This window comes from Mycobacterium sherrisii, assembly GCF_002102355.1.
Taxonomy (GTDB): domain Bacteria; phylum Actinomycetota; class Actinomycetes; order Mycobacteriales; family Mycobacteriaceae; genus Mycobacterium; species Mycobacterium sherrisii.
Map to the genome: position 1 here is coordinate 117,431 of NZ_LQPT01000093.1, position 23,148 is coordinate 140,578.

General features: G+C 69.9%; 9 protein-coding genes. 1 reads left to right on the forward strand and 8 read right to left on the reverse strand.

The features are described 5' to 3' along the window. Positions 1-53: 53 nt before the first annotated feature. Complete coding sequence (locus AWC25_RS19425; RefSeq protein ID WP_069398601.1) at positions 54-527, forward strand: Lrp/AsnC family transcriptional regulator; 474 nt, start codon at positions 54-56, stop codon at positions 525-527. 93 nt (positions 528-620) lie between these two features. Here the strand turns inward: AWC25_RS19425 and AWC25_RS19430 are convergent, their stop codons facing one another. The 8 genes from AWC25_RS19430 to AWC25_RS19465 all read right to left on the reverse strand — a co-directional run. After that, entirely contained in the window at positions 621-1,886 is a 1,266-nt protein-coding gene (locus tag AWC25_RS19430; RefSeq protein ID WP_069398602.1) for a phthiocerol/phthiodiolone dimycocerosyl transferase family protein, read from the reverse strand. A gap of 15 nt (positions 1,887-1,901) precedes the next feature. Further along, positions 1,902-2,726 carry an ABC transporter permease gene (locus AWC25_RS19435; protein WP_069398603.1) on the reverse strand — a complete coding sequence of 275 codons (825 nt, stop codon included), beginning with the start codon at positions 2,724-2,726 and terminating at the stop codon, positions 1,902-1,904. After that, a complete protein-coding gene (locus tag AWC25_RS19440) occupies positions 2,723-3,538 on the reverse strand; it encodes an ABC transporter permease (protein WP_069398604.1) in 816 nt (271 codons plus the stop codon). The genes AWC25_RS19435 and AWC25_RS19440 overlap by 4 nt, the downstream gene beginning before the upstream one ends. Continuing rightward, on the reverse strand, positions 3,535-4,539 hold the full coding sequence (locus tag AWC25_RS19445; protein ID WP_069398605.1) for an ATP-binding cassette domain-containing protein: 1,005 nt from the start codon (positions 4,537-4,539) through the stop codon (positions 3,535-3,537). Before AWC25_RS19445 ends, AWC25_RS19440 begins: the two co-directional genes overlap by 4 nt. A gap of 4 nt (positions 4,540-4,543) precedes the next feature. After that, positions 4,544-8,998, reverse strand: coding sequence for a type I polyketide synthase (locus AWC25_RS19450; protein ID WP_085167299.1), 4,455 nt, complete (start codon positions 8,996-8,998; stop codon positions 4,544-4,546). Then, positions 8,995-14,415: a type I polyketide synthase gene (locus tag AWC25_RS19455; RefSeq protein WP_085167300.1), complete on the reverse strand. Its 5,421-nt coding sequence runs from the start codon at positions 14,413-14,415 to the stop codon at positions 8,995-8,997. The genes AWC25_RS19450 and AWC25_RS19455 overlap by 4 nt, the downstream gene beginning before the upstream one ends. After that, on the reverse strand, positions 14,416-20,946 hold the full coding sequence (locus AWC25_RS19460) for a type I polyketide synthase (protein WP_085167301.1): 6,531 nt from the start codon (positions 20,944-20,946) through the stop codon (positions 14,416-14,418). After that, the coding region (locus tag AWC25_RS19465; protein ID WP_142278947.1) for a type I polyketide synthase at positions 20,943-23,148 on the reverse strand (2,206 nt) is incomplete at its 5' end. The genes AWC25_RS19465 and AWC25_RS19460, both read right to left, overlap by 4 nt.

Consider the following 23,148-nt stretch of genomic DNA (forward strand, 5'->3'; position numbering starts at 1 on the left):
ATTGAGCAGAATGCCCAAAATTGGTGACCTTTGAGTGATCGGTGGTTTGCAACATGGCCAATCCGCAACGGGTCGTCGACGACACCGACGCGCGCATCCTGCGGGCGCTCGTGGCGGCGCCTCGCGCGACCGCGGTGGCGTTGGCCCAGACCACCGGTCTGGCCCGCAACACGGTGCACGCGCGCTTGGCGCGATTGGAGTCCGCCGGTGTCTTGCAGTCGCTGGAGCGGCGGATCGATCCGGCGGCACTCGGCTATCCGCTGACCGCGTTCGTCATGGTTACCGTCACCCAGCGCAAGCTGAACCAGATCGGCGACGCTCTGGCCGGGGTGCCCGAAGTCCTCGAGGTGCATGGCCTCAGCGGTGTCACCGATCTGCTGGTGCACGTGGTGGCCCGCGACGCCGACGATCTCTATCGTTTGGCGGGTCAGATCCTCGACATCGACGGGGTCGAGAAGACCACCACCGGTCTGGTGATGCGTCGGCTCGTCGACTATCGGCTCGGCCCGCTGCTCGGGCCGCCGTGATCGCCCGCTTTCGGCGAGACTTAATCCACTGCGGGTGAGCGCGGCGTGTCGTCGCAGAGGTTTAAGTGTCGCGGAATCAGTGGCCGGCCGTGGTTACTCCACGACCCAGCTGTCCTCCTCGCTCAGCAGTGCGCACAGCCGGGAATGTATTGCCTCCAACGGCTTTTCCCGCCCGGGCAGGTGGGCGTGATGCTCGATGAACAACCGGCCGGCGAATGTCCCGCAGCTGTACAGGTCGACGGGAGCGCGGGTGGGGAACCACAGTTCGCTCTGAAAGTCGTCGAGCCGCATGCCGGGTGGGGTGCGCAGCGGCGGGATCGTCCCGGTGTCCGTGCACAGCACCACCGGCGGCAGCCCCGGCGGGGTGCCTTGGTACTGCAAGTTGAAATGCATGGCCGACTGCTGGATGACGCCCTCGGCGAGGTCGGTCCGGAACGACTCCACCATGCCGCGGGCCAGATCCACCACCTCGGTATCGGGCTTGATCTCCGCCAAATAGGTGGCCACGCCCAGTGGCAGCGTGCTGCCGGTCAGGCTGACCGGTGGCGACAACAGGTAGCGCAGATCGACCGGGTAGATGTAGGGAATCGGAACGTGCGGGGTGTTGCGCAGTTCCCACTCGGCCAGCAGGATGGCCGCGGCCACCACCGAGTTGAGGCTGAGCTGATTGGCGAGCCCGAACTCCACCAGTTCCGACGTCTCCTCCTCGGTGAACCGGATGCGGGCGATCGGGATCGGCCGGATGGCGTCCGGGTCCGCCAGCTGTGGCGGCTTCTCGGGTTCGGGTAGGTCGTAGGCGAACATCGCCCGGAAAAGCTTTTCCAGCCCCGACTTTTGCTGCTTGGTCACGCCGCGTTGTTCGAGCAACAGCTCCAGCGACTCGGGGGCGGGCTGCGGTGTCACCGGCGCCGGCGCGCCGGTGGTGACCACGTCGGTGTAGAGCGAGAAGAGCTCCTCCAGCAGGCCGAACGCATGGTGGGCGTCGGCCAGGCTGTGGTGGGTGTACAGCGTGAGCTCGGTGCGCTCACCGCTGCGCTTGAGCCGCAGATTGAGCAATGTCTGACGCTGATCCAGCCGCATCCCCGGGGTGTTCGAGATGTCTGCCGCAGCATCGGAGTCGATCACCCAAATGCCCGGGTGCATAAGGTCTTCGGCGACGATCTGGTAGTGCCCGTCCTGCGTCTGCTCGAGCCTGCCGGTGAACACCGGATGGGATTCCAGCAGCGCGTCGAACGCGTCGGACATCGCGTCGAGGTCGACGGGACCGTGCACGTGGGCGGTGAACGCGAAATAGGTCTCGTTGACCGCGAAGACCTCTTCGCTGCGGGTCAGCTTGCGGATCACGGATCCGGGAAACACGTCATACCCCCTTGTTCAGCTGGTGCTGGCTCGCCGATAACCGATGAACGCCGGAACGCTGCACACCGCGGCGATGCCGGCGGCCCACACCAGCGTCGCGATCATGGGCGCGCGCACCGGACCGCCCATCGACAACCCGCGCATGGCCTCGATCGCGTCGCTCATCGGCTGATGCGCGACGACCGGACGAATCCAGCGCGGAAATTGGTCGACCGGTAAGAAGCCGGTGGAGAACACCACGGCAAGGACATGCACCAGGGTGACCGTCTCGAGCAGGAAGTTGTTGGCCGTGTACAGCGCCACCATCGTGATCAGCGTCGCGAAGGCCAACCCGAAGACGAGCGGGACGAGAAACCAGAGCAGGGTAGCCGGAATGCCTTGCCGGAAGCGGAATCCCAACACCATCCCGACTGCCAGCACGACGAGCGTGGTGAGCATGATCCGGACGACCTCGGCGGCGATGCGCGACAGCACGCCCGACGCCCGGTGCACGGGCACCACCCAGAGCCGGCGCAGCAGGCCATCGGAGCGTTCGCCGATCAGGCCGATCGCCCCGACCGCCGCGCCGTTGATCGTCGCGGCCAGCGCGTTGAGCGGGACCGTCCCGTACAGCGCGCTGTGACCGGTGACCTGCGAGATGACATTGCCCAGAATGATGTTCAGGGTCAACAGGAACAGGACCGGCAACACCAATGCCTCGATCACGGTGGTGAGGTCGCGCGCCCAGCGCAGCAGGATGCGCCGGGTCTGCACCAGGGTTTGCGACAGCAGCGCCGACGGCGAATTCTCATGGTATTGCTCGGCGTCCAGATCGGCGCGGGGCTGGTGTGTCAGGGTCATTTGGCGCGCCTCGACAGGACGACCGCCGATGTCGGGATCAGAAATAGGATCAGCCCGGCCAGCCACGCCAGCGTGGGCGCCAGCACCGAGCAGGTCACCAGCCCGCCGTACGGGGCGGCGTCGCCGGCCAGGGCGCGCAGCGCGGTGACGAACTGCGAGACCGGCTGGTTGCGCACGACCGGCTGAATCCACTGCGGAAACTGTTGGGCGGGCTGGACTCCGGTGGACAACAACCCGAAGATCAGCGGCGGCAGGATCAGCAGCGGTGTCATCGCCTCCGGGTTGCGGCTGCCGGTGCCGACCAGGTCGGCGCCGAACGACAGGATCGACCCGATCGCCACCACCAGCAGCATGAAGGCAACGATGTAAGGCGCGCCGTGGTGGAACCTGAATCCGATCACGTAACCGCACGCGATCGCCACCGCGATCGAAATCGTGCACCGGTACACCGCCGCCGAGATGCGGGCGCCCACCGGCGCGAAGGGAGCCATGGGCATCGAGCGGAATCGGCGGTTGATGCCCTGGACCGAATCGGTCGCCGCCCGAAACGCCGTCGACATCGCGGCGAACGTGATGGCCTGCAAGGCGATCAGCGGCATCACGTACTGCGCGTAGCTACTGGCCAGGGTTTTGGTGGCGGTCCCCATGATCTGATGCAGCGGAATGTAGAAGCCCGCCGTGAAGACCACCGAGGACGCGACCGTGACGACGAGTTCGCCGTTGCGCAGGGTCGGCGCGATGAAACGCTTGGTGAGTACCCACCACTGGGCGATCGGTGACGGGTGTCGCTCGGTGGTGCTTGCCGCGGTCACCCGGCGGCCCGCGTTGCGACGGGGGTGCGGGTGCGCGGGGAATCGTCTGTCAGCGCGAGGAATACGTCGTCGAGGGAGGGGCGCCGCAGGGCGACGTCGGCCACGGCGATGTTGGCGGCGGCCAGCCGCCCGACGGCGTCGATCAGCGTGTTGGCGCCGTCCGGTGCGGGTATGGCGATGCGGTCCGACTCGGGGGTCAGGGCGGCCCTGATCTTGTCGGGCACCAACGCGCCGAGCGTGTCGGCGATGACCGCCAGATCCTGCAGGTTACGCGGCACGATCTCGCAGTAACTGCCGCCGGTGCGTTCCTTGAGCGCATCGGCGGTGCCCTGGGCGATGACCCGCCCGTGGTCGATCACCACGATCCGGTCGGCCAACGCGTCGGCCTCCTCGAGATACTGCGTGGTCAGCAGCGTCGCGATGCCCAGACCCTGGAATTTGCCGACCAGGTCCCAAATGCTCTGTCGGCTGCGGGGATCCAGGCCGGTGGTGGGTTCGTCCAAAAACACCACCTGGGGGCGCACCACCAGACCGCAGGCGATGTCGATGCGCCGGCGCATGCCGCCCGAGTAGGTCTTCACCCGCCGGCCGGCGGCGTAGGCCAGGTCGAATTCGTCGATGAGTTCCTCGGCGCGGGCGCGCGCCGCCGACTTGCCCAGCCCGAACAGCCGGCCGAACATCACGAGATTTTCGCTGCCCGTGAGCATGTCGTCGATCGCCACCTGCTGGCCGGTGAGCATGATCGAACGCCGCACCCCGGCCGGCTCGGAAACGACGTCATATCCCGCGACCACCGCGCGGCCGCTGTCCGGGCGGCTCAGCGTGGACAGGATGTCGACGAGCGTGGTCTTGCCCGCCCCGTTCGGGCCGAGCAGTCCGAGCACTTCACCGCGGCCGACCTCGAAGCTGACCTCGTGCAGCGCCACGAAATCGCCGAACGTCTTGCGGACCTTGTCGACGACGACAGCCTTTTCGTCAGCCTTTTCGTCAGCCTTCACCATCGGCTCAACCCGCGTCCAGAGCGGACAGGTCCACCAGCGCCAGCTCGACGGGCTGCGCCGCCGAGTCGTCGTCGGGCCGCGCGGCGAGGGCCTCCGCGATCAGGTCGAGCAGCGCGCCCGGGAAGCGCCGCGCCAGCGCCTCGGCACGGGTGTCGGCAATCCGGCGGGTGTCGTACCACCAATCCAGGTGCAACACCCCGGAGTGGCGGTACACCCGCAACTCGACGGCATGACCCAGTCCCGGGATCGTGTCGCGCACCGGCCCGAGTAGCGCCGTGGTGTCGGAGTCGAACTGCACGGCGGCGTCCATGGCCGGCACGGCAGGGATCGCACCGGCGTAGCGCAGGTGCATATCGGCCGTGGCGGCGTCCGCCAGCAGCCGGGCGGTGGGCGCGTAGAGGTGGCGCAGCAACCCGTACCCGATGCCGTAGTGCGGCACGGCGCCGAGGATGCCGTGGACGGCTTCCACCAGTGCGCGGGCGCCGGTGGCAGCGCTCGTGGCACACGGCAGCGCGATCGGATAGATCGTGGTGAACTGCCCGATCGTGCGGCGCAGGTCGACGTCCGGTCGCAGCACCGAGCGGCCGGGCCCTTCCACGTCGACGGCCACCAGCCCGGGGCCGACGGTTTCGGCGAGGGTCCGGCCGAGCGCCGCCAGCAGCAGTTCCTCGACCGACCACCCGAGCACCCGGCGGGCGGCGTCGAGTTCGGTGGTTTGTTCGACGGTCAGCCGGGCCGAGATCTTGGCCAGATCGTCGGCGTGCGGCGGTCCGGTGACGTCGGTGGACGCCGCCCGCACGGTCGCCTGCCGCACGGTCTGCAGCCAGTAGTCGCGGGTGTCCAGGACGGCCGGGTGCGCCGCGAGCGCCGCGCAGCGCAGTGACCAGTCCCGCCACGAGGTGGTGCGGGGCGGCAGCGAAATGTCCTCGCCGGCAAGGCGTTGGGTGAACGCGACGAACAGGTCGGAGATCAGGATCTCCCGCGACGCGGTGTCGGCGACGACCTCGTGCAGGGACAGCACCAGATAGCGCGCTCCGTGCGGGTCTGTGACGTACACCGCGGTCACCGGTGTGCCCAGCTCACCGCTGTTCAGTTCGGCGACGATGTCCTGGATCGCCGTCCGTTGCGCGTCCGGGTCAAAGTCACTCAGTTCACGCGACGACAGGGCCGCGAATTCCTGTGCCGCCCCAATGTGTTGCTCCCACACCCCGGCGCGCTCGACGAGCGTCACGCGCAACGCGTCGTGGTGAGTGGTCAGCGCGGTGAGCACGCCGCGAACATCGTCGAGGCCGACCTTCGGGTCGAGCCGCAGAATCAGCGGCAACCGCCAGCGTCCGGCCTCGCGCACACCGTCTTCGAGGAAGTGTGCGATGTTCGGCGGGATCGGCGGATTCGCCTCGGCCTCAGGCGGTTTCGCCAGGCCGCCCGAGGCGTACTTCGCGTCGACCTGGGCCGCCAGGGCGGCCAGGGTCGGGTTGGCGTAGAGGTCCTGCGGGCTGACGTCCAGGCCCGCGTTGCTGGCGTTGGTCGCGATCCCGATCGCGATCAGCGAGTCGCCGCCGAGGTCGAAGAAATTGTCGGTACGGCCGATGGAGTTCAGCCCCAGGCACTGCATCCAGATCTGGCGCAGCACCGTCTCGGTGTGCGACTGCCCAGCGCCAACGCCCCCAGCTCGACCCCGAGTTTGACCGTTGCCGTTGCTGCCCACGTCGGTCACCGACTGGGCCACCAACTGCATCTCGACGGCCCTGCCGGTCAGGTTGACCGGCTGCGGATCAACCCAATGCCGGTCGCGGGCAAAGGAATAACCGGGGACGGACACGATGTGATGCTTGGTCCCGGTCGCCGCCGTCCAGTCGACCGGCACACCCGCCGACCACAATTGGCCGAGGCCGAGCAGGAAGGTGTCCCGGTCGTCGACGTTTTGGATCGGATGCCGCATCAGCCGAACACCGCGGTGCTTGTCCGACCACTTGGGGTGGCGCATCGCCGAACCCGTCAGGCTGCCGCCGGGGCCGACCTCGACCAGGATCCGGTCCGGGGCGCTCAGGAGCGCGTCGAGTTCGTCGGCGAAGCGGATGGTGGAGCTGATCTGGCGCGCCCAGGTGCCGGGATCGGTGACCTGTTCGTCGGTCATCCAGGTGCCGGTGAGGTTGGACAGCAGCGGTGTGGTCGGCGGCCGCAGCTCGACGCCGGGCAGGAACTGTCCGAACTCCGCGGCCATCGCATCCATGGCGCTGGAATGAAATGCGTGCGTCGCGCGCACTCGCCGTGCGGTGATGTCGGCGGCGCGCAGGCGCTGGGTGAACGCGCGGATTCCGTCGATGGGCCCGGCGACGACGCAGTTGCCCGGGTCGTTCACCGCGGACAGTTCGACGCCCTGGGCCGCGAATTCCGAGAGGTACGGGGCGATGTCGTCGGGGCCCAGCGCGACGGCGACCATGGCACCGGCCGGGGATTCGTGCATCAGCCGCGCCCGCAGCGCCACCAGCTTGATCGCGGTCTGAAGGTCGAAGACACCGGCCAGCGTGGCGGCAATGTATTCGCCGGTGCTGTACCCGATGTACGCCCCGGCGCGGACGCCGTAGGTCTCGAGCAGCCGGGCCAACGCGTACTCCACCGTGAACAGCGCGGGCTGGGAACGATCGATGCGTTCCAGATCGGTGCTGGCGTCGCCGAAGATCTGCGCGTGCAGGTCGATACCCATCTCAGTGCGGAAGCCCGCGACGCACGCGTCGAAGTGCAGGGCGAAGACCGGGGCGGTGTCGTAGAGCCTGCGGGCCATGCCCACGTGCTGAGCACCCTGCCCGGGAAACATGAAAACGACTCGTTCCGAAGCGGATTCGCCGGTGAGCTGACCGTCGCCGCCGGATTCCCCGACGAAGGCGTTGTCGTGCTCGACGGCGCGCAGCACGGTCGCGGCTTGCTCACGGTCGTGCACCACGACGGCCGCGGTGACGGCGTGCTTGCGGCGCCGGGCCAGCGTGAAGGCGACGTCGGACAACTCGGGGGCGTCCGGTGCGTCCAGCGCGTCGGCCAGGGTCTTGCGCGATTCGTCTAGCGCCGCACGGGTTCGCGCCGACAACAGCAGCACCTGAGGCCCGGTCGTGGCGGCCTGCGCGAAAACCCCCGGCGCCTCCTCCACAACGACGTGCGCGTTGGTGCCGCCCACACCGAACGAGCTGACCCCGGCCCGGCGCACGCCGTCCCACTCCCAGGGGCCGTAGCTGCTGTGCACGGTGAACGGGGTCTCGTCCAGGCGCAGCTCCGGGTTCGGGCTGGTGTAGTGCAGGGTTCCCGGAATCGCCCGGTGCTGCAGGCACAGGATCGTCTTGATCAGGCCCACCACGCCGGCGGCCACCTCCAGGTGGCCGATGTTCGACTTCACCGAACCCAACACACAGGGACCCGGCCGCGCGGTGTCGGACACGGCGAACGCGTTCCTCAACCCCTGTATTTCGATGGGATCACCCAGCGGTGTGCCGGTGCCGTGCGTCTCGACGTAGCTCACGGTCGCGGCGTCGACGCCGGCCACCGCGTGCGCCTCGGCGATGACGTCGGCCTGGGCGGCCGGATTCGGCGCCGCGTAGCCCATTTTCGCCGAGCCGTCGTTGTTGATCGCCGAGCCGCGGATCACGGCGTGAATGCGGTCCCCGGCGTCCAGGGCGGCCTGCAATGGCCGGAGTACCACGATGCCCACCCCGCTGCCGAACACCGTGCCGTCGGCGCGGACGTCGAAGGGCCGGCAGTGTCCGACGGCCGACACCATCGAGCCCGGCGAGTTCCAGTAACCGACGTGGTGCGGAACCGACAATGACACCCCGCCGGCCAGGGCCATGTCGCACTCCCCGCTCAGCAGGCTCTGGCAGGCCAGATGAACCGCGACCAGCGACGACGAGCACGCGGTCTGCACGGTGAGGCTGGGGCCGCGCAGGTCGAACTGGTGCGACACCCGGGTGGCCAGGAAATCCTTGTCGTTCTGCAGGAACAGGTTGAACTGTTCGAAGTTGAGTCCGGTCCCCATGAACGCGTTGTGCTGTGCTGACAGGTTGTGCAGCAGATAACCGCTGGGGGAACAGGTTCCGTAGACGCCGATGGCGCCGTCGAAACGGGCTGGGTCACAGCCGGCGTCCTCGAACGCATGCCACGCGCATTGCAGGAACAGCCGGTGCTGGGGGTCCAGCATGCGGGCGAATTGCGGTGGGAAGCCGAAGAATTCGGCGTCGAACTCGTCGATGCCGTCGACGAGCGGCGCACGCCGCACGTAGGCCGGGTTGGCCAGCACCTCGTCACCGACGCCGGCCGCCCGCAACTGCTCTTCGGACAGCGTGGTGATCGATTCCTCGCCCCGGCGAAGGTTGTCCCAGAACGCCGAAACGCTGTTGGCGCCGGGGAAGCGGCCGGCCATACCGATTACCGCAATCGCGTTGTCCGGCAACGCTTCTGTGCTACTGCTCATGCCTGTTGCCCTCGCTTTCGCCGCATCGCGGCTCCCTGGCGCGCCGCGGCGCGCTGTTGTGCTCGGTCGCGAACCGCGTTGCCCCGCTCGGGGTCCTCTGCGGGCTCGGCGAGGCCGAGCTGGCGGATCACATCGACCGTGAGGTCTTGCAGCGTCGCCCCTTGCAGGATCATCGCCACCGGGGGTTCGATGCCGAAATCCGCACGGGTGGTGTTGCGGATGCGCACGGCCATCAAGGAATCCATGCCGAGTTCGGTCAGCGGCGTCGCCGTGTCGATCGCCGACCGGTCCGCGTAGCCCATCACCGCCGCGATCCGGCTGCACAACCGTTCTCGCACCGCGGCCCGGGCGGCTGCCGGGTCGAGTTCGCAGAGCGCGCCGGGCCCGGCCCAGTCGCCGCCCTCGCCGGCCAAATCGAGCTCGGCGACGACGTTCGCGAAATAGCCGAGGTTGCGGATCTCCGGGAACGCCACCATCGCCCGGTCGGCGCGCAGCCGCGTGACGCCGGTGCGGCACCGATCGGTGGCCAGCAGCGCCGCCATGGCCGCGACGCCCTCCCCTGGGCTGATCGGGTCGAGTGGGCTGCCGACCAACGACTGCGCCACGCCCACCTCCGACCATGGGCCCCAATTGATCACCGCCGCAGGCATTCCCGCGGCGTGGCGCCAGTGCACCAGCGCGTCCAGCCAGGCGCTCGCGCACGCATAGGCGCCCTGCCCGGCCGACCCGAGCAGCGAGGCGGTGGTGGAAAACCCCACCCACCAATCCAGCTCCCGGCCGGCGCTGGCCTGGTGCAGCCGCAGCGCGCCGGCGGCCTTGGGGCCCCACACCCGCTGCAAACTCTCCCGGCTCATCGACAGCACCAGGCTGTCGTCGATCACCGCGGCGCCGTGCGCGATGCCCCGCAGCCGGCGATGCCCGTCTTCGGCCGTCGCGACGAGCCGTTCGGCCACCCCCGCGGCGGCGATGTCACCGCAGACCACCGCGATCTCGGCGCGGCTCTGGAGTTCCGCCAGCACCGCGCGCTGCTCGTCGCCCGGTTCGCTGCGCCCGTTGAGGATGACGCGGCCCGCGCCGGCGTCGACGAGCCAACGGGCGAACACCAGGCCGAGGCCGCCAAGACCTCCGGTGACGATGTAGGACCCGCCCGCCTCGACGACCGGGTCGCGAACCGGCTCGCCGAGGGCGGCGCGGCGCAGCCGTTCGGCATACCGTCGTCCGTCGCGCCACGCGACGATGTCGTCGAAAGCGCTTGCCGAATCCGATGATTCGAGTTCGGCGGCCAGGGCGGCGACGGGATCCCCAGCGGAATCGAGGTCGACGAGCGTGGTGCGCAGGTCGGGGTGCTCGTACGCCAGCACCCGGACCAGACCGCGCAGGGCGCCGACGGCGGGCCGCCCAAGTTCGTCGTGCACGGCGAGACCGCCCGGCGTAGCCAGCCACAGCCGCGGCGAGCGGCCGTGCCAGCCGCCGAGGATGGCGCGGACGACCGTCGACACCGCCCACACCGAATCCCGGGCCCGGTTCAGGCTCGCCTCGGTGAGCGGCGCGGTGTCGGCGGGGTCGTCGTCGACGAAGGCCACCACACCGACGGGCGGGCGTTCGGGATCACCGCAGGTTTCGGCGAAGGCAGCCAATACCGCGGCTTCGTCGTAAAGGTCGGCGGTGAGCACCCGGCGTACCGGGGCACGCCAGCGCCGCGCAAATGCCTCGGCGTGGGAGCCGGCGCCGGTGAGCACCAACCAGCTGCCGGGCGCCTCGCACACCGCCGGGGTGACCGGTGCGTCGACCCAGCCGGTGTCGAACACCTGCTGCGCCAACGGCACCGGCGTGCTGCGTCGTTCCACCCGGCGCAGGTACAGGTCGTTGATGTCGGCGGTGACGTTGCCGGCGTCGTCGGTCAGGGTGAGCTTGCCGAGCTTGCCGGCACCGCCCTCGTCCAGATTCATCAGCCGGGCCCGGCAGTGGGCGCGGCGGCCGGGGTCCCCGTAGACCCGAATCGACTCGAATGAGACCGGAAGATAGCTGATCTCGGCTGCCGCACCGGTTGCCGCGGTCTCGTCCGGGGAGTCCGGTATCGCCGCGGCCAGGCTCTGCAGGGCGGCGTCGAGCAGCGCGGGGTGGATGCGGTAACCGGGATGGCGGGGCGCCGCGTCGGGCAGGACGATGTCGGCGTCCACCGAACCGTCGGGCTGCCGATGGATTTGGGTCAGCGCGGCGAAGGCCGGGCCGTGCTGCTGGCCGGTCGAGCGCAGCACGGCGTACAGGTCGGCCGGGGACACGGCGTCGTCGCGGGTGCCGGACGGCGGCGGTTGCGGGGCGCTATCCGGCGGCGACACCGCGGCCTTGGCCGTCGCGTGCCGGGTAAAGCCGGCCGGGGTGCGGGAATAGATCTCGATGCGGGTCTTGTCGTCGGCGCCGCGGGTCAGCTGCGTCGTCAGCCGGGTGTGACCGTCCAGCGTAAGCAGCTGCTCGACCTCGAGCTGGTTGATCAGCACCGCGTCGACCGGCGTTCCCAATGCCTGACTGGCCGCGGCCAAGGCGATTTCGGCGAACCCGGCGGCCGGCATGATGGCCTGGCCGAACACCCGGTGGTCGGCCAGCCACGGGCACACGTCGGTGCCGACATCGGCCTGCCACACGTGGTCCTGGGTCGAGGGCACCTCGACGTGGGTGCCGAGCAGCGGGTGCGCGTCCACCGAATCCGAGATCGCCGAACGGTCCGCCACCCAGAAATGCGTGTGCTGCCAAGGGGTTACCGGGATGTCGGCCAGTCGGCGCCCGGTGTCGGGCTCAGGCAGCATGCCGATCGCTGCGAGTTGGGCGTGGAAGGTGACGGTGTCGTCGGTGTCGCGCTGCAGCGTGCCGACGGTCCGGTACTGGGCCCGGTTCGGCGTGTCGGCAAGGACGTCGGCAAGGATGTCGTTCAGGGCGTGGGTCAGCACCGGATGCGGGCTGATTTCGAGGAACGTGTGGTACCGCCCGGCCGCGGTCGTGATGGCCTGCTGGAAGCGCACCGGGTTGCGCAGGTTGTCGGCCCAATAGTCGGCGTCCAGGGTGCGCTGGGGTGGTTCGCCCGTGGTGCTGATCATCGGGATGGTCATCGGCCGCGGCGCCAGATCCGCCAGCGCGGAACGCAATTGCGGCAACACCGGGTCGACGATGGGGTGATGGGAGGCGACGTCCACCTCGATGCGGCGGGCCAACCGGTTTTGCGCGGCCACCTCCGCGATGACCGCATCCACCGCTTCCGGCGGGCCGGCGATTACGGACTGGCGTGGGGAGGCGTGCACGGCCAGCGTCACCTGCGGATAGCCCGCGATCAGCGCGGTGGCTGCCTCGGCGTCGAGCTCCAGCAGGGCCATCGCGCCCTGGCCGGCCAGTTGGGCCATCAACCGGGAGCGGGTGGCGATCACCCGCAAACCGTCGGCGGGAGTCAACGCGCCGGCCACCACGGCCGCCGACACTTCGCCCATCGAGTGCCCTACCACGGCGTCGGGCGTCACCCCGTAGCGGCGCCACAGCGCGGTGAGCGCCAGCTGCACGCCGACCAGCACCGGCTGAATGCGGTCGATGCCGGTGATCTCGGCGCCGTCGGTGAGGACTCGGTGCAGCGAAAAGCCGGTCTGCACAACGAAATCGGGTTCGAGTTCGTCGACGGCCGCGGCGAAGGCCGGCTCGTCGGCCAGCAGCCGCTTGCCCATGCCGGCCCACTGCGAGCCCTGCCCGGAGTAGACGAACACCGTTCCCGGGCCGGCGCAGCCGTCCCGGCACGCCGAGACCCCCGGGTCGGGCCGGCCGGCGGCCAGTGCCCGCAGCCCGGCGACCGCGTCCGCGCGGTCCCGCGCGATCACGGCGGCGGCCGTGGCGTGCCGGGGCCGGCGATGGTTCAGCGTCTGGGCGGCGTCGGCCAACGACGTGGCCGCGCCCGGTCCGGCCAGCCAATCGGCCAGCCGGGTCGCCAGCGCGGCGGCCCGCGACGCTGTCTTGCCGGACACCACCAGCGTGCACACTCGGCTCTCGGATGTGTTGGCGGACAACGGCTCAGGAGCCTGTTCGAGCACGACGTGCGCGTTGGTGCCGCTGAGGCCGAACGACGACACCGCCGCGCGGCGCGTGCCCGCGGGCCAGGGCGTGGCCTCGGTGGGGACGAACAGCCGGGTCGACGCCGGGTCGATGGCCGGGTTCCACCGAGAGAAGTGCAGGTTCGGCGGAATGTGACCGCGGCTGACGGCCAGGGTGGCCTTGATGAACCCGGTGATGCCGGCTGCGGCCTCCAGGTGGCCAATATTGGTCTTCACCGATCCCAGCGCGCAGCTGCCGTTGCCGCGTCCGTAGGTCGAGGCCAGCGACTCGAATTCGATTGGATCGCCCAATATCGTTCCGGTGCCGTGGGTTTCGACGTAGCTCACACTGTCCGCGGTCGCATCGGCGAGCTTGAGCGCGGTGGTGATCACGTCGCGCTGCGCGGCGGCGTTCGGGGCGGTCATGCCGTTGGATCGACCGTCCTGGTTGATCGCCGAGCCGCGGATCACCGACAGCACCCGGTCGCCGTCGCGGGTGGCGTCGGCCAGGCGCTTGAGCACCACGACGCCGCAGCCCTCGCTGCGCACGAACCCGTCGGCCAGCGCGTCAAACGTCTTGCAGCGCCCCGTCGGTGACAGCGCCGACCATTTGGACAGCGCGATGCTGGTGAACGGCGACAGCATCAACTGCACCCCGCCGGCCAGCGCGACGTCGCTTTCGCGCAGACGCAGGTTCTGGCATGCCAGGTGCAGCGCCACCAACGACGACGAGCACGCGGTGTCGACGGCCACCGCCGGTCCGCGCAGGCCGAGCAGATAGGAGATCCGTCCCACCGCGGCGCTGTGCGGGTTACCCGTGGACATGTATGCGTCGATCTCGGCGCGACGTTCCAGGTTGACGATCGTGTAATCCCACGCCGAGAGTCCCATGATCGCGGCGGTGCGGGTGCCGCTCAGCGAATCCGGGGGCAGCCCGGCGTGTTCGAGTGCCTCCCAGGCGACTTCGAGCAGGATCCGCTGCTGGGGGTCCATCGCCTCGGCCTCGCGCGGGGTGATGCCGAAGAAGTCGGCGTCGAACCCGGCGACGTCGTCGAGGAAGCCTCCCCATTTGGTGGTCATTCGCCCCGGCACCTGCGGGTCGGGGTCGTAGAACGCGGCCGCGTCCCACCGGTCGGCCGGCACCACGTCGACGGCGTCGCGCCCGTCCATCAACAACTGCCAAAAGCTGTCCGGCCCAACCACGCTGCCCGGCAACCGGCACCCGATGCCCACCACCGCGATCGGCTCGGCGACATCGGTGGGAAACGCCGTCCCCGCCCGTACCAATTCGCGTGCCAGGACCTCGCGCGCCTTGGGTGACATCTGCGCCGCGCGCTCGGCAAGACTCGTCATCTACTCGCTGCCCCCGGTTGCCGTCTCCAGCTCGCTGGCCGCCACGAGGTCGGACAGCAATTCCATCTCTTCATCCGACAGCTCGGATTCGTCCTGGGGCGCCGGCTGGGCCACGGCCACCGCCTCGTAGCCGAGGCGCTCGCACAGCGCGCCGGCCAGATCGGTGATGGTGGGGTAGGCCCACACCAGCGCGGCCGGCAACATGGTGCCCAGGCTCGCCTCGAGCCGGTTGCGCAACTCGAGCGCCATCAGCGAGTCCAGGCCCAGCGACGCCATCGGCCGATCCGGGTCGATCGGGTCGGCCGAGCGCAGCACCGCCCGGATTTCGCCGGCGATCGCGGCGGCCAAACGCCGTGGCCGCTCGGCGGACTCGCAGGCGTCGAGTTCCGCGCGGATCGCCCCGCCACCGCGCCGCTCGACGGTGCTCGCCTCCTGCAGCTTGGCAAACAGCGCCGAACCCGCGGCGGCGGGGAAGGACTGGAACCACTGCCGGGCGTCGAGGCTGAACACGCCGGTGCGGGCCCGGTCGGCGGCCAGCACCTGCTGCATCGCGGCCAGGCCCTGCTCGACGGTGATCATGGCGACGCCGAGGTCGGCGAAGAACTGCGCACGACCCACCTCCGCCCAAGGCCCCCAGTTGATTCCGACGGCGGGCAGGCCCAGCGAGCGTCGGTGGGCGACCAGGCCGTCGACCCACGAGTTCGCGGCGGCGTAGCTGCCCTGACCCGGGGCGCCCAACAGGGAGGCCACCGAGGAGAACGTCAGCCACCAGTCGACGTCGAGACGGGCGGTGGCCTGATGCAGACGCCAGCCGCCGTACACCTTTGGGGTGAACACCCGCCGCGCGGCCGCATCGGTGATGTTCAGCACGATCTCGTCATCGAGAACCATGGCACTGTGCACCACCCCGGCCACCCGGAAGCCGGCGTCGCGGACCGCGTCGACCAGCCGGCCGGCCGTGGCGGCGTCGGCGATATCGCCGGTGATCACCTCGATGCGGGTGCCGGCCCCGTTCAGGTCCGCGTTCATCTCCGCGATCGCCGACCGGATGTCGTCGCCGGGTTCCGAACGACCGTTGAGCACAACCATTCCCGCGCCCTGGGCGACCAGCCACCGCGCGACGACGAAGCCGAGACCGCCCATCCCGCCGACGATCAAGTACCCGCCGTCGGGGCGCACCAGGGGTTGCGGGGGCGGTGCCGCGATCGCCTCGAGGTCGCCCCCGGCCGGTATCGACACGACGATCTTGCCGGTGTGCCGGCCCCCGGCCATCAGCCGGAACGCGTCGGCCGCTTCGGTCAGGGGGAACTCGGTGACCGGGAGCACCCGCAGCTGCCCATCCGCCACGTGTGCCAGGATGCGGCCGAGCATGTCCCGGTACCGCGCCGGCTGGAGTTTGAGGTTCAGGTCGAGGTCGACGACGGCGAACGACGCGCTCCTGGCCAGTGCGGCCAGCCCGAGGCTGGCGTCGGCGTGCACGTCTTTCTTGCCCAGCTCGACGAATCGGCCGCCGGGAGCAAGGATCTGCACCCCGCGCTGAATGGCTTGGCCGGGAAGCGAATTCAAGATGACATCGACACCGTAGCCGTCGGTGATGTCGAGGATCTCGTCGGCGAAGTCCAGGTTGCGGGAGTCGCCGACGTACTCGACGCCGAGCCCGGCGAGCATCTCGCGCTTGGCGTCCGATCCGGCCGTCGTGTAGATGCGGGCACCGATCATGGTGGCGATCGACACCGCGGCGAGCCCGACACCGCCGGTGGCGGAATGGATCAGCACGCGTTCCCCGGCGGCCAATCGGCCGACCTCGCACAGCGAGTGCCAGGCGGTCAGGTAGGCGATGCCGAAGGCGGCGGCCTCCCCGTCGGGCAGCGCGTCCGGGACGGGGGCGACCAGGTCGGCGAGGGTGGTCAGGTGGGAGGCGAACGTGCCGGGGCCGAACGCGATGACGCGCTGGCCTACCTCGACCGTGTCGACACCCGGGCCGACGGCGGTCACAAAGCCGACGCACTCGCCGCCGATCACCGGCGGGGCGCCGTCCAGCCCGGGATACACGCCCATCGCCTTGAGCACGTCGGAAAAGTTCAGGCCCGCGGCGACGATGCGCACTTCCACCTGTCCGGCCGACGGCGCACTGCGTTTAACCGCATGCAGTTTGAGCTCGTCGAGCCGTCCGGGCCGGTCGATCTGCAGCCGGACGGCGGCACCGCGGTCCAGGTTCACCACGGCGCGGCGGGGTTCGGCGACCAGTGCCCCGGCCGCGTCGACGGGTGCCGGCGTCAGCCGGTTGACATACCGCCGGCCGTCGCGCAGCGCGACCTCGTCGTGGTCTGCACCGGCCTGTAGTTCCTCGGCGAGGGCGGTGACGGGGCCGCAACCGTCGGCGTCGATGTCGACGATTGTGGTCTTCAGCTCCGGATGTTCGAAGGTCAGCACCCGCGCGATCCCGCGAAGCGCGGTCTGCGCCAAGGTGACTCGCTCGTCGGCCGCGACCTGCTGGGCGGCGCGGGTGACGATCCACAGCCGGGGACTGTTCCTGGCACCCATCCGGGTCACCGTCTTGGCGATGTCAGCGATCAGCAGGGTGCGCTCGCGCGCGAGGTCCAGCTGCGCCTCGTCGTCGTGCGCTTCGTCGGCGCCGCGCGGCGGGCAGAGCACCACGATGCTGTCCCACGGGGTGCGGGTGATCGCCGCACGCAGGCCGGCGGCGTCGGCGGGGGAGACGACCTCGATTTCGGGGTCGATTTCGGCGGCTCCGTCCCGCAACGCCGACCGCAGTGCAGGCAGCAACTCGTCGTCGACGGTGAGGTCGCCGATCAGCAGCACGGCCCCGAGCGTGCCGGGGGTCTTGTCCCGGGCGACGGGCTCCCATTGCACGGTGAACAGCCGGCCGCCGTGTTCGGTTGCGCCGCCCCGTGATCCGAGCACCGCCATCTCGACCTCGTCGATGACGAGCAGCGCCCGGCCGTCCGCATCGGTGAGTGTGACCTGGCCGCGCAGCCGGTCCGCGGTGTCGGTGGCGGTCAGGGACGCGTTCGAGCGGACGCCGGCGGTGATGTCACCGTAGACGTGCACGCCGGCGAAACGGATTGGCAGCACCAGAGTTTGGCGGGCGGACTGACCGCCGGCCAGATCGGTCGCCACCCGGGTGGCCCCGAGGGCCTGCACGGCGATGTCCATCATCACCGGGTGCAGCGCGAAGCGGCGGGATCCGGTTCGCGCCGCGGCAGGCAATTGCACGTCGGCGCGGGCGGCGCCGGATTGCGCGACGACGAGTCCGACGATGCCGCGGAAGGCCGGGCCGTGTTGTTGTCCCGCGCCGCGCAGCCGCTGGTAAAGGTCGTCGGGGTTGAGATCGTCGGTCACCTCGTCGAATACCGGCGACGGCGGCCGGTCCGCGTCGGCCCGCGCGACGGTGGCCGTGGCGTGCTTGACCCATCCCGAAGTGGCGTTGCGCGTGCGCATTTCGACCCGGCAGGTCTGCTCGTCGCCGGTGAGCGTGGTGACCAGCACGGTGTCGTCGGCGACGGGCAGCATCTGGTGCAGGCGCAGTTCGCGGATCATCCACCCCGGGGCACCGTCGAAGGTGTCCGTCGCCGCGGCCAGCGCCACTTCGGCGTAAGCCGCGCCGGGCAGCACACACAGGTCGTCGATCACGTGGTCGCCCAGCCACAACAGGTCCGGCCGCAGCTCGCATTCCCAGATCCGGGTGCCGGTGGTGGGGTCGGTGACGCCGATGCCGAGCAACGGGTGAGTGTCCGCGCCGTGGTGGGTGGCGACCGTCGGCTCGATCCAGTGCCGGGTGTGCTGCCACGGCGTCGACGGCAGGACCGGATGCGGCTCGGCGGGGTGCGGCGTCTGCGGCGGGTGGGTGGTGTGCGCGGTGTTCAGGTGGGTGTGAAAGGTCAGGGTGTCGTGCGCGTCGCGCAGCAGGGTGCCCAGGCTCAGGTAACCCACGCCGCCATGGCCGTTGCCGTCGGCGTCGCGCGCGGCCAGGGTCTCGTCGATGGCTTGGGTGAGTAGGGGGTGCGGGCTGATTTCGATGAAGGTGTGGTGGTCGACGGCGGCGTGGGTGATGGCGTGTTGGAAGTGGACCGGGTTGCGCATGTTGGTGGCCCAGTGTTCGGCGTCGAAAACCGGTGTGCTGTCCAGGTTTTGGTAGGTGGTCGAGATGATCGGAATGGTCGGCGGCTTCGGGGTCAGTCCGGCCAGCTCGGCGCGCATGGCCGGTTGGAGGGCGTCCATGGCGGGGTTGTGGGGGGCGACTTCGATGTTGACGCGGCTGGCGAACCGGCCCTGTGCCCGGACCTTTTCGATCAGCTCGTCGATCTGCGCGGTGGGGCCCGAGATCACCGTTTGCCGTGGGGAGGCGTAGATCCCGACGGTGACCTGGGGGTGGTCGGCGATCAGGGCCACGGTGGCCGCCGCGTCGAGCTCGAGCATCGCCATGGTGCCCTGCCCCGACAGCGGGGCCATCAACCGGGACCGGGTCGCGGTCACCCGCAGCCCCTCGGCGGGGGTCAGGGCGCCGGCCACGACGGCGGCGGCGACCTCGCCCATCGAGTGCCCGATGACCAGATCCGGCGTGACGCCGTAGGAGCGCCATAGCGCGGTCAGCGCCAGCTGCATGCCGATCAGACCGAGCTGGATCTGCTCGATGCCGTCGAGGGTTTTGCCGGTGGCGATCACCTGGTGCAGGGAAAAGCCGGCCTCGGCAACGAACGTCGGTTCCAGCTCGGCGATCGCGGCGGCGAACGCCGGTTCGTCGGCCAGTAGTCGGCGGCCCATGCCGGGCCACTGCGAGCCGCGGCCGGAGTAGACGAATACCGTGCCCGGCCCGACCGGCACCTCGGCCGGTACCACGACGCCAGGGGCGGGTTCGCCGGCACCGAGCGCACGCAGCCCGGCGACGGCCTGGTCACGATCGGCGGCCACCACCGTGGCGAATTTGGGCTGCCGCGCCCGGTGATGGTTGAGGGTGTGCGCGACGTCGGCCAGCCCCACGTCCGTGCCGGGGCCGTCCATCCAGTCGGCCAACGCCGCCGCCGTGGCCGCCACCCGTTGCCGGGTCTTGCCCGACACCACCAGCGTCGACACCGCCGGGCCGGAGCCCTGCCGCGGCAACGGGACCGGCGTCGCTTCCGGCGCCTGCTCGAGCACGACGTGTGCGTTGGTGCCGCTCACGCCGAACGAGGACACCCCGGCCCGGCGCGGGTGCCCGGTGGTCGGCCAGGCCATGTCGTCGGTGGCGATGGCCAGCCGGGACGCCCCCTCGCCGGCGTGCGGGGTGAGCTGCCGGAAGTTCAGGTTGCGGGGAATGCGGCCGTGCCCGACGGCCAGCACGGTCTTGATGAATCCGGCGATCCCGGCCGCTGCCTCCAGATGACCGAGATTGGTCTTGACGGCGCCTAGCACCAAAGGGGCGCGGTCGACACGGTCGGCGAAAACCTTGCCCAGCGAATCCAATTCGATCGGGTCGCCCAGGGGTGTGCCGGTGCCGTGCGCCTCGATGTAGTCGATGTCGGCGGGCGTCAGTTTGGCGCAGGCCAGCGCCTGGTGCAGCAGCGCTTGTTGAGCCGGGCCGTTGGGGACCGTCACCCCACTGCTGGCGCCGTCCTGGTTGACCGCAGAACCGCGCACCACCGCGAGGATGCGGTTGCCGTCGCGCTGCGCGTCGGCGAGCCGTTTGAGGACAACCACGCCGGCGCCCTCGCTTCGGACGTACCCGTCCGCGCCGGCGTCGAAAGTCTTGCACTGGCCGTCCGGCGACAGCATGCCCCAGCGCGAGCAGGCGATGCTGGTGCCCGGGGTGAGCAGCAGGTTGGTCCCGCCGACCAGCGCGGCGTCGCTTTCCCGCCAGCGCAGGCTCTGGCAGGCCAGGTGGATGGCCACCAGAGACGACGAGCAGGCCGTGTCCAGCACCATCGCCGGGCCGCGGGCCCCGAGCAGGTAGGCCATCCGTCCGGCCGCGAAGTTCGCCGAATTACCGGTCAGCACATAGGCGTCGAGATCCTCGGGACGCACCGTGCCCGACATCTTGAGCATGTAGTCATAGGCGGTGACACCGACGAACACCGACGTTTGGCTGCCGCGGATGGTGTGCGGCGCAATGCCGGCGTTCTCCAACGCTTCCCAGGCCACCTCGAGGAACAGCCGCTGCTGCGGGTCCATCGCGGCCGCCTCGCGCGGGGTGATGGAGAAGAATTCCGCGTCGAACTCGTCGGGCTCCCAGTCGGTCAGGAAGCCGCCCTCACGGTTGCAGATGGTGCCCGGTACGGTGTGGTCTTCGGTGTAGAGGGCGTCGGCGTCCCAGCGTTCGGCGGGGACCTGGACGATGCCACTTCGACCGTCGCGCAACAGATCCCAGAACTGGTCCGGGCTGTTGACGCCGCCGGGGAACCGGCACCCCATGCCGATCACCGCGATCGGTTCGGTGCCCGTTTTCTCGGCGATCTCCAGACGCGCGGACAGATCGTCGATCTTGTGCAGCGCCTCGGCGATGATCGCCCGGCGATCCGGTGTCGAGGTGGTCATGAGGTGCCTCTTAGTCTTTCCGAAAGTTGTTCCAACAACTCGGCTTCGCTGAATTCGTCGTAGGCGTCCGCTTCCGGCTGTTCGTCGGTTTTGGCGAGCTCGGGCAGCGTGGTGGCCAGATGATCGGTGAGGCTGTAGACGCTGGGATAGTCGAAAACGACTGATGCGGGCAAGAATTCGCCGAGAGTATCGGACAATGACCGCTGCAGCGTCACGCTCATCAGCGAGTCCATGCCGAGCTGGAAGAAGCCGGCTGCAGGGTCGAGTGATTCGCCGGGGGGCAGCCCCATCACCTTGGCGGCCAGCCGGGCGACCCGGTCGAGCAGCATCTGGTGGCGCCGTTCCGGCGGGCAATTGCGCAGCGCGATACGGAATTCGCTGTCCGGTATCGCCGCGTCCTGCGGATCGGGCAACAGCTCGTCGACGATGCGCAGCGACCCGCGGGTGCGGTAGGCCGCGGCCAGCAGCGGCCAATCCGCGTCGACGACAACCGAATGCACGCCCGCGGCGGGACTCATTGCCCGCGCCAGGGCGCCGATGGCGGTTTCGTCGTCCATCGGCAGCAGGCCGGATCCCATGCTGACCTGGCTGAAGTCGTGCTCGGCGTCGGCCAGTGATTGCCACAGGCCCCAGTTGACGGTGGTGGCGGGCAGGCCCATCACGCGCCGCGCGTAGGCCAGTGCATCCAGGTAGCCGCTGGTGGCGGTGTAGTGGGCCAGCCAGCGCGATCCGGTCAGCCCGGAGATCGAGGAGAACAGCACGAAATGGCGCACCGGCTTCTCCAGGGTCAGCCGGTGCAGCACCGCGGCGGCGTCCAGCTTGGGCGCGAACATGGCCGTGACGTCGTCGTTCGTCATCTCGCCGAGCAACACCGGCTGACCCGCGAAGGCGGCGAGGTAGCTGCCCTCCAGCGGGGGCAGGTCGGCGCCGAACCGGTCGAACAGCGCCCGCATCGCGGTGTCGTCGGTGGCGTCGGCGGCCGCGGTGATGAGGGTAACGCCTTGTGCGGCAAGGTCTTCGGTGAGTGCAGCCAGACGTTGTCCGGGGTTGCGGGAGACCGCGACGATGGTGGTGGCGCCCATCCGGGCCAGCTGCCGGATCAGGTGCGGCCCGATGTTGCCGGTCGCGCCGATCACCAGCTGGCACGCACCGGCGTCCAGCGTCACGTCGTCGGCCGGCAGCGGACGCCTGCGCAGCCGTGGCACATGGCGCCGCCCGGACCGGTACACCACCTGGTCCTCGCCGTCACTGGCGGCGACCTCGTCGAGCACCTGCCGTGCCAACAGCTGAACCGGTACCGAGGCGTCGAGATCGATGATGCCGCCCCAGATTTCGGGGTGCTCGAGGGCCAGGGTGCGTCCCAGGCCCCACAGCGCGCCGTGGGCGGGGCTGGCGTGATCGCCCTCGGCCAGCGGCTGTGCGTTGCGGGTTATCACGAACAACGTGACGGGGGAACTACTGGCGGCCATCGCCGCGGCGAGCCGGCGTACCTGATGGAACAACTGGTAGGCCGTCCCCACGTCGAGGGGGTCGACCGGTGCGGGCGGGGCGTACAGGACGTGATCGACGCCGGCGAGCGCCGTGCCCAGCGTGGCGGGTTCCCGGTCGGTGTCCCGCACGTCCGCAAGACAGCCCAGCTCGGCGGCCAGGGCGGCGTCGCCGATCACCAGCCACCGCCCGCTGGCCGCGCCACCGCCCTCGGGCAGGGATGTCGGCTCCCAAGCCACCCGCAGCGACCAGTCGTCGACCGGCCCGCCGAGGGATGGAAATTGCTGCGGCACAACGCCGTTGCGCCCGGGCATGGGTGTCGCCGGGGTGGCGCTGAACCAGTGGCGGGTGTGCTGCCACGGGGTGGCGGGAAGCTGGGGGTGCGGCTCGGGGGGATGTGGGGTTCGCGGCGGGGTGTTGGGATCGGTCCGGTACAGGTTGGTCCGGAACGTCACGGTGTCGTCGGTGTCGCGCTGCAACGTGCCGATGCTGATGAACTTCCGCCCGCCGTGTTCGAGGGTCTCCAGCACCGCTTGGGTGAGTAGGGGGTGGGGGCTGATTTCGATGAAGGTGTGGTGGTCGGTGGCGGCGTGGGTGATGGCGTGTTGGAGGTGGACCGGGTTGCGCATGTTGGTGGCCCAGTGTTGGGCGTCGAATGTTGGTGTGGTGTGCAGGTTTTGGTAGGTGGTGGACAGGATGGGGATGGTGGTCGCG

What these genes read in the sequence shown, in the direction of transcription:
- AWC25_RS19425 (WP_069398601.1), top strand. Translation starts at nt 54, where the DNA reads ATGGCCAATCCGCAACGGGTCGTCGACGACACCGACGCGCGCATCCTG.
- AWC25_RS19435 (WP_069398603.1), bottom strand. Translation starts at nt 2,726, where the DNA reads ATGACCCTGACACACCAGCCCCGCGCCGATCTGGACGCCGAGCAATAC.
- AWC25_RS19445 (WP_069398605.1), bottom strand. Translation starts at nt 4,539, where the DNA reads ATGGTGAAGGCTGACGAAAAGGCTGACGAAAAGGCTGTCGTCGTCGAC.
- AWC25_RS19450 (WP_085167299.1), bottom strand. Translation starts at nt 8,998, where the DNA reads ATGAGCAGTAGCACAGAAGCGTTGCCGGACAACGCGATTGCGGTAATC.
- AWC25_RS19455 (WP_085167300.1), bottom strand. Translation starts at nt 14,415, where the DNA reads ATGACGAGTCTTGCCGAGCGCGCGGCGCAGATGTCACCCAAGGCGCGC.
- AWC25_RS19460 (WP_085167301.1), bottom strand. Translation starts at nt 20,946, where the DNA reads ATGACCACCTCGACACCGGATCGCCGGGCGATCATCGCCGAGGCGCTG.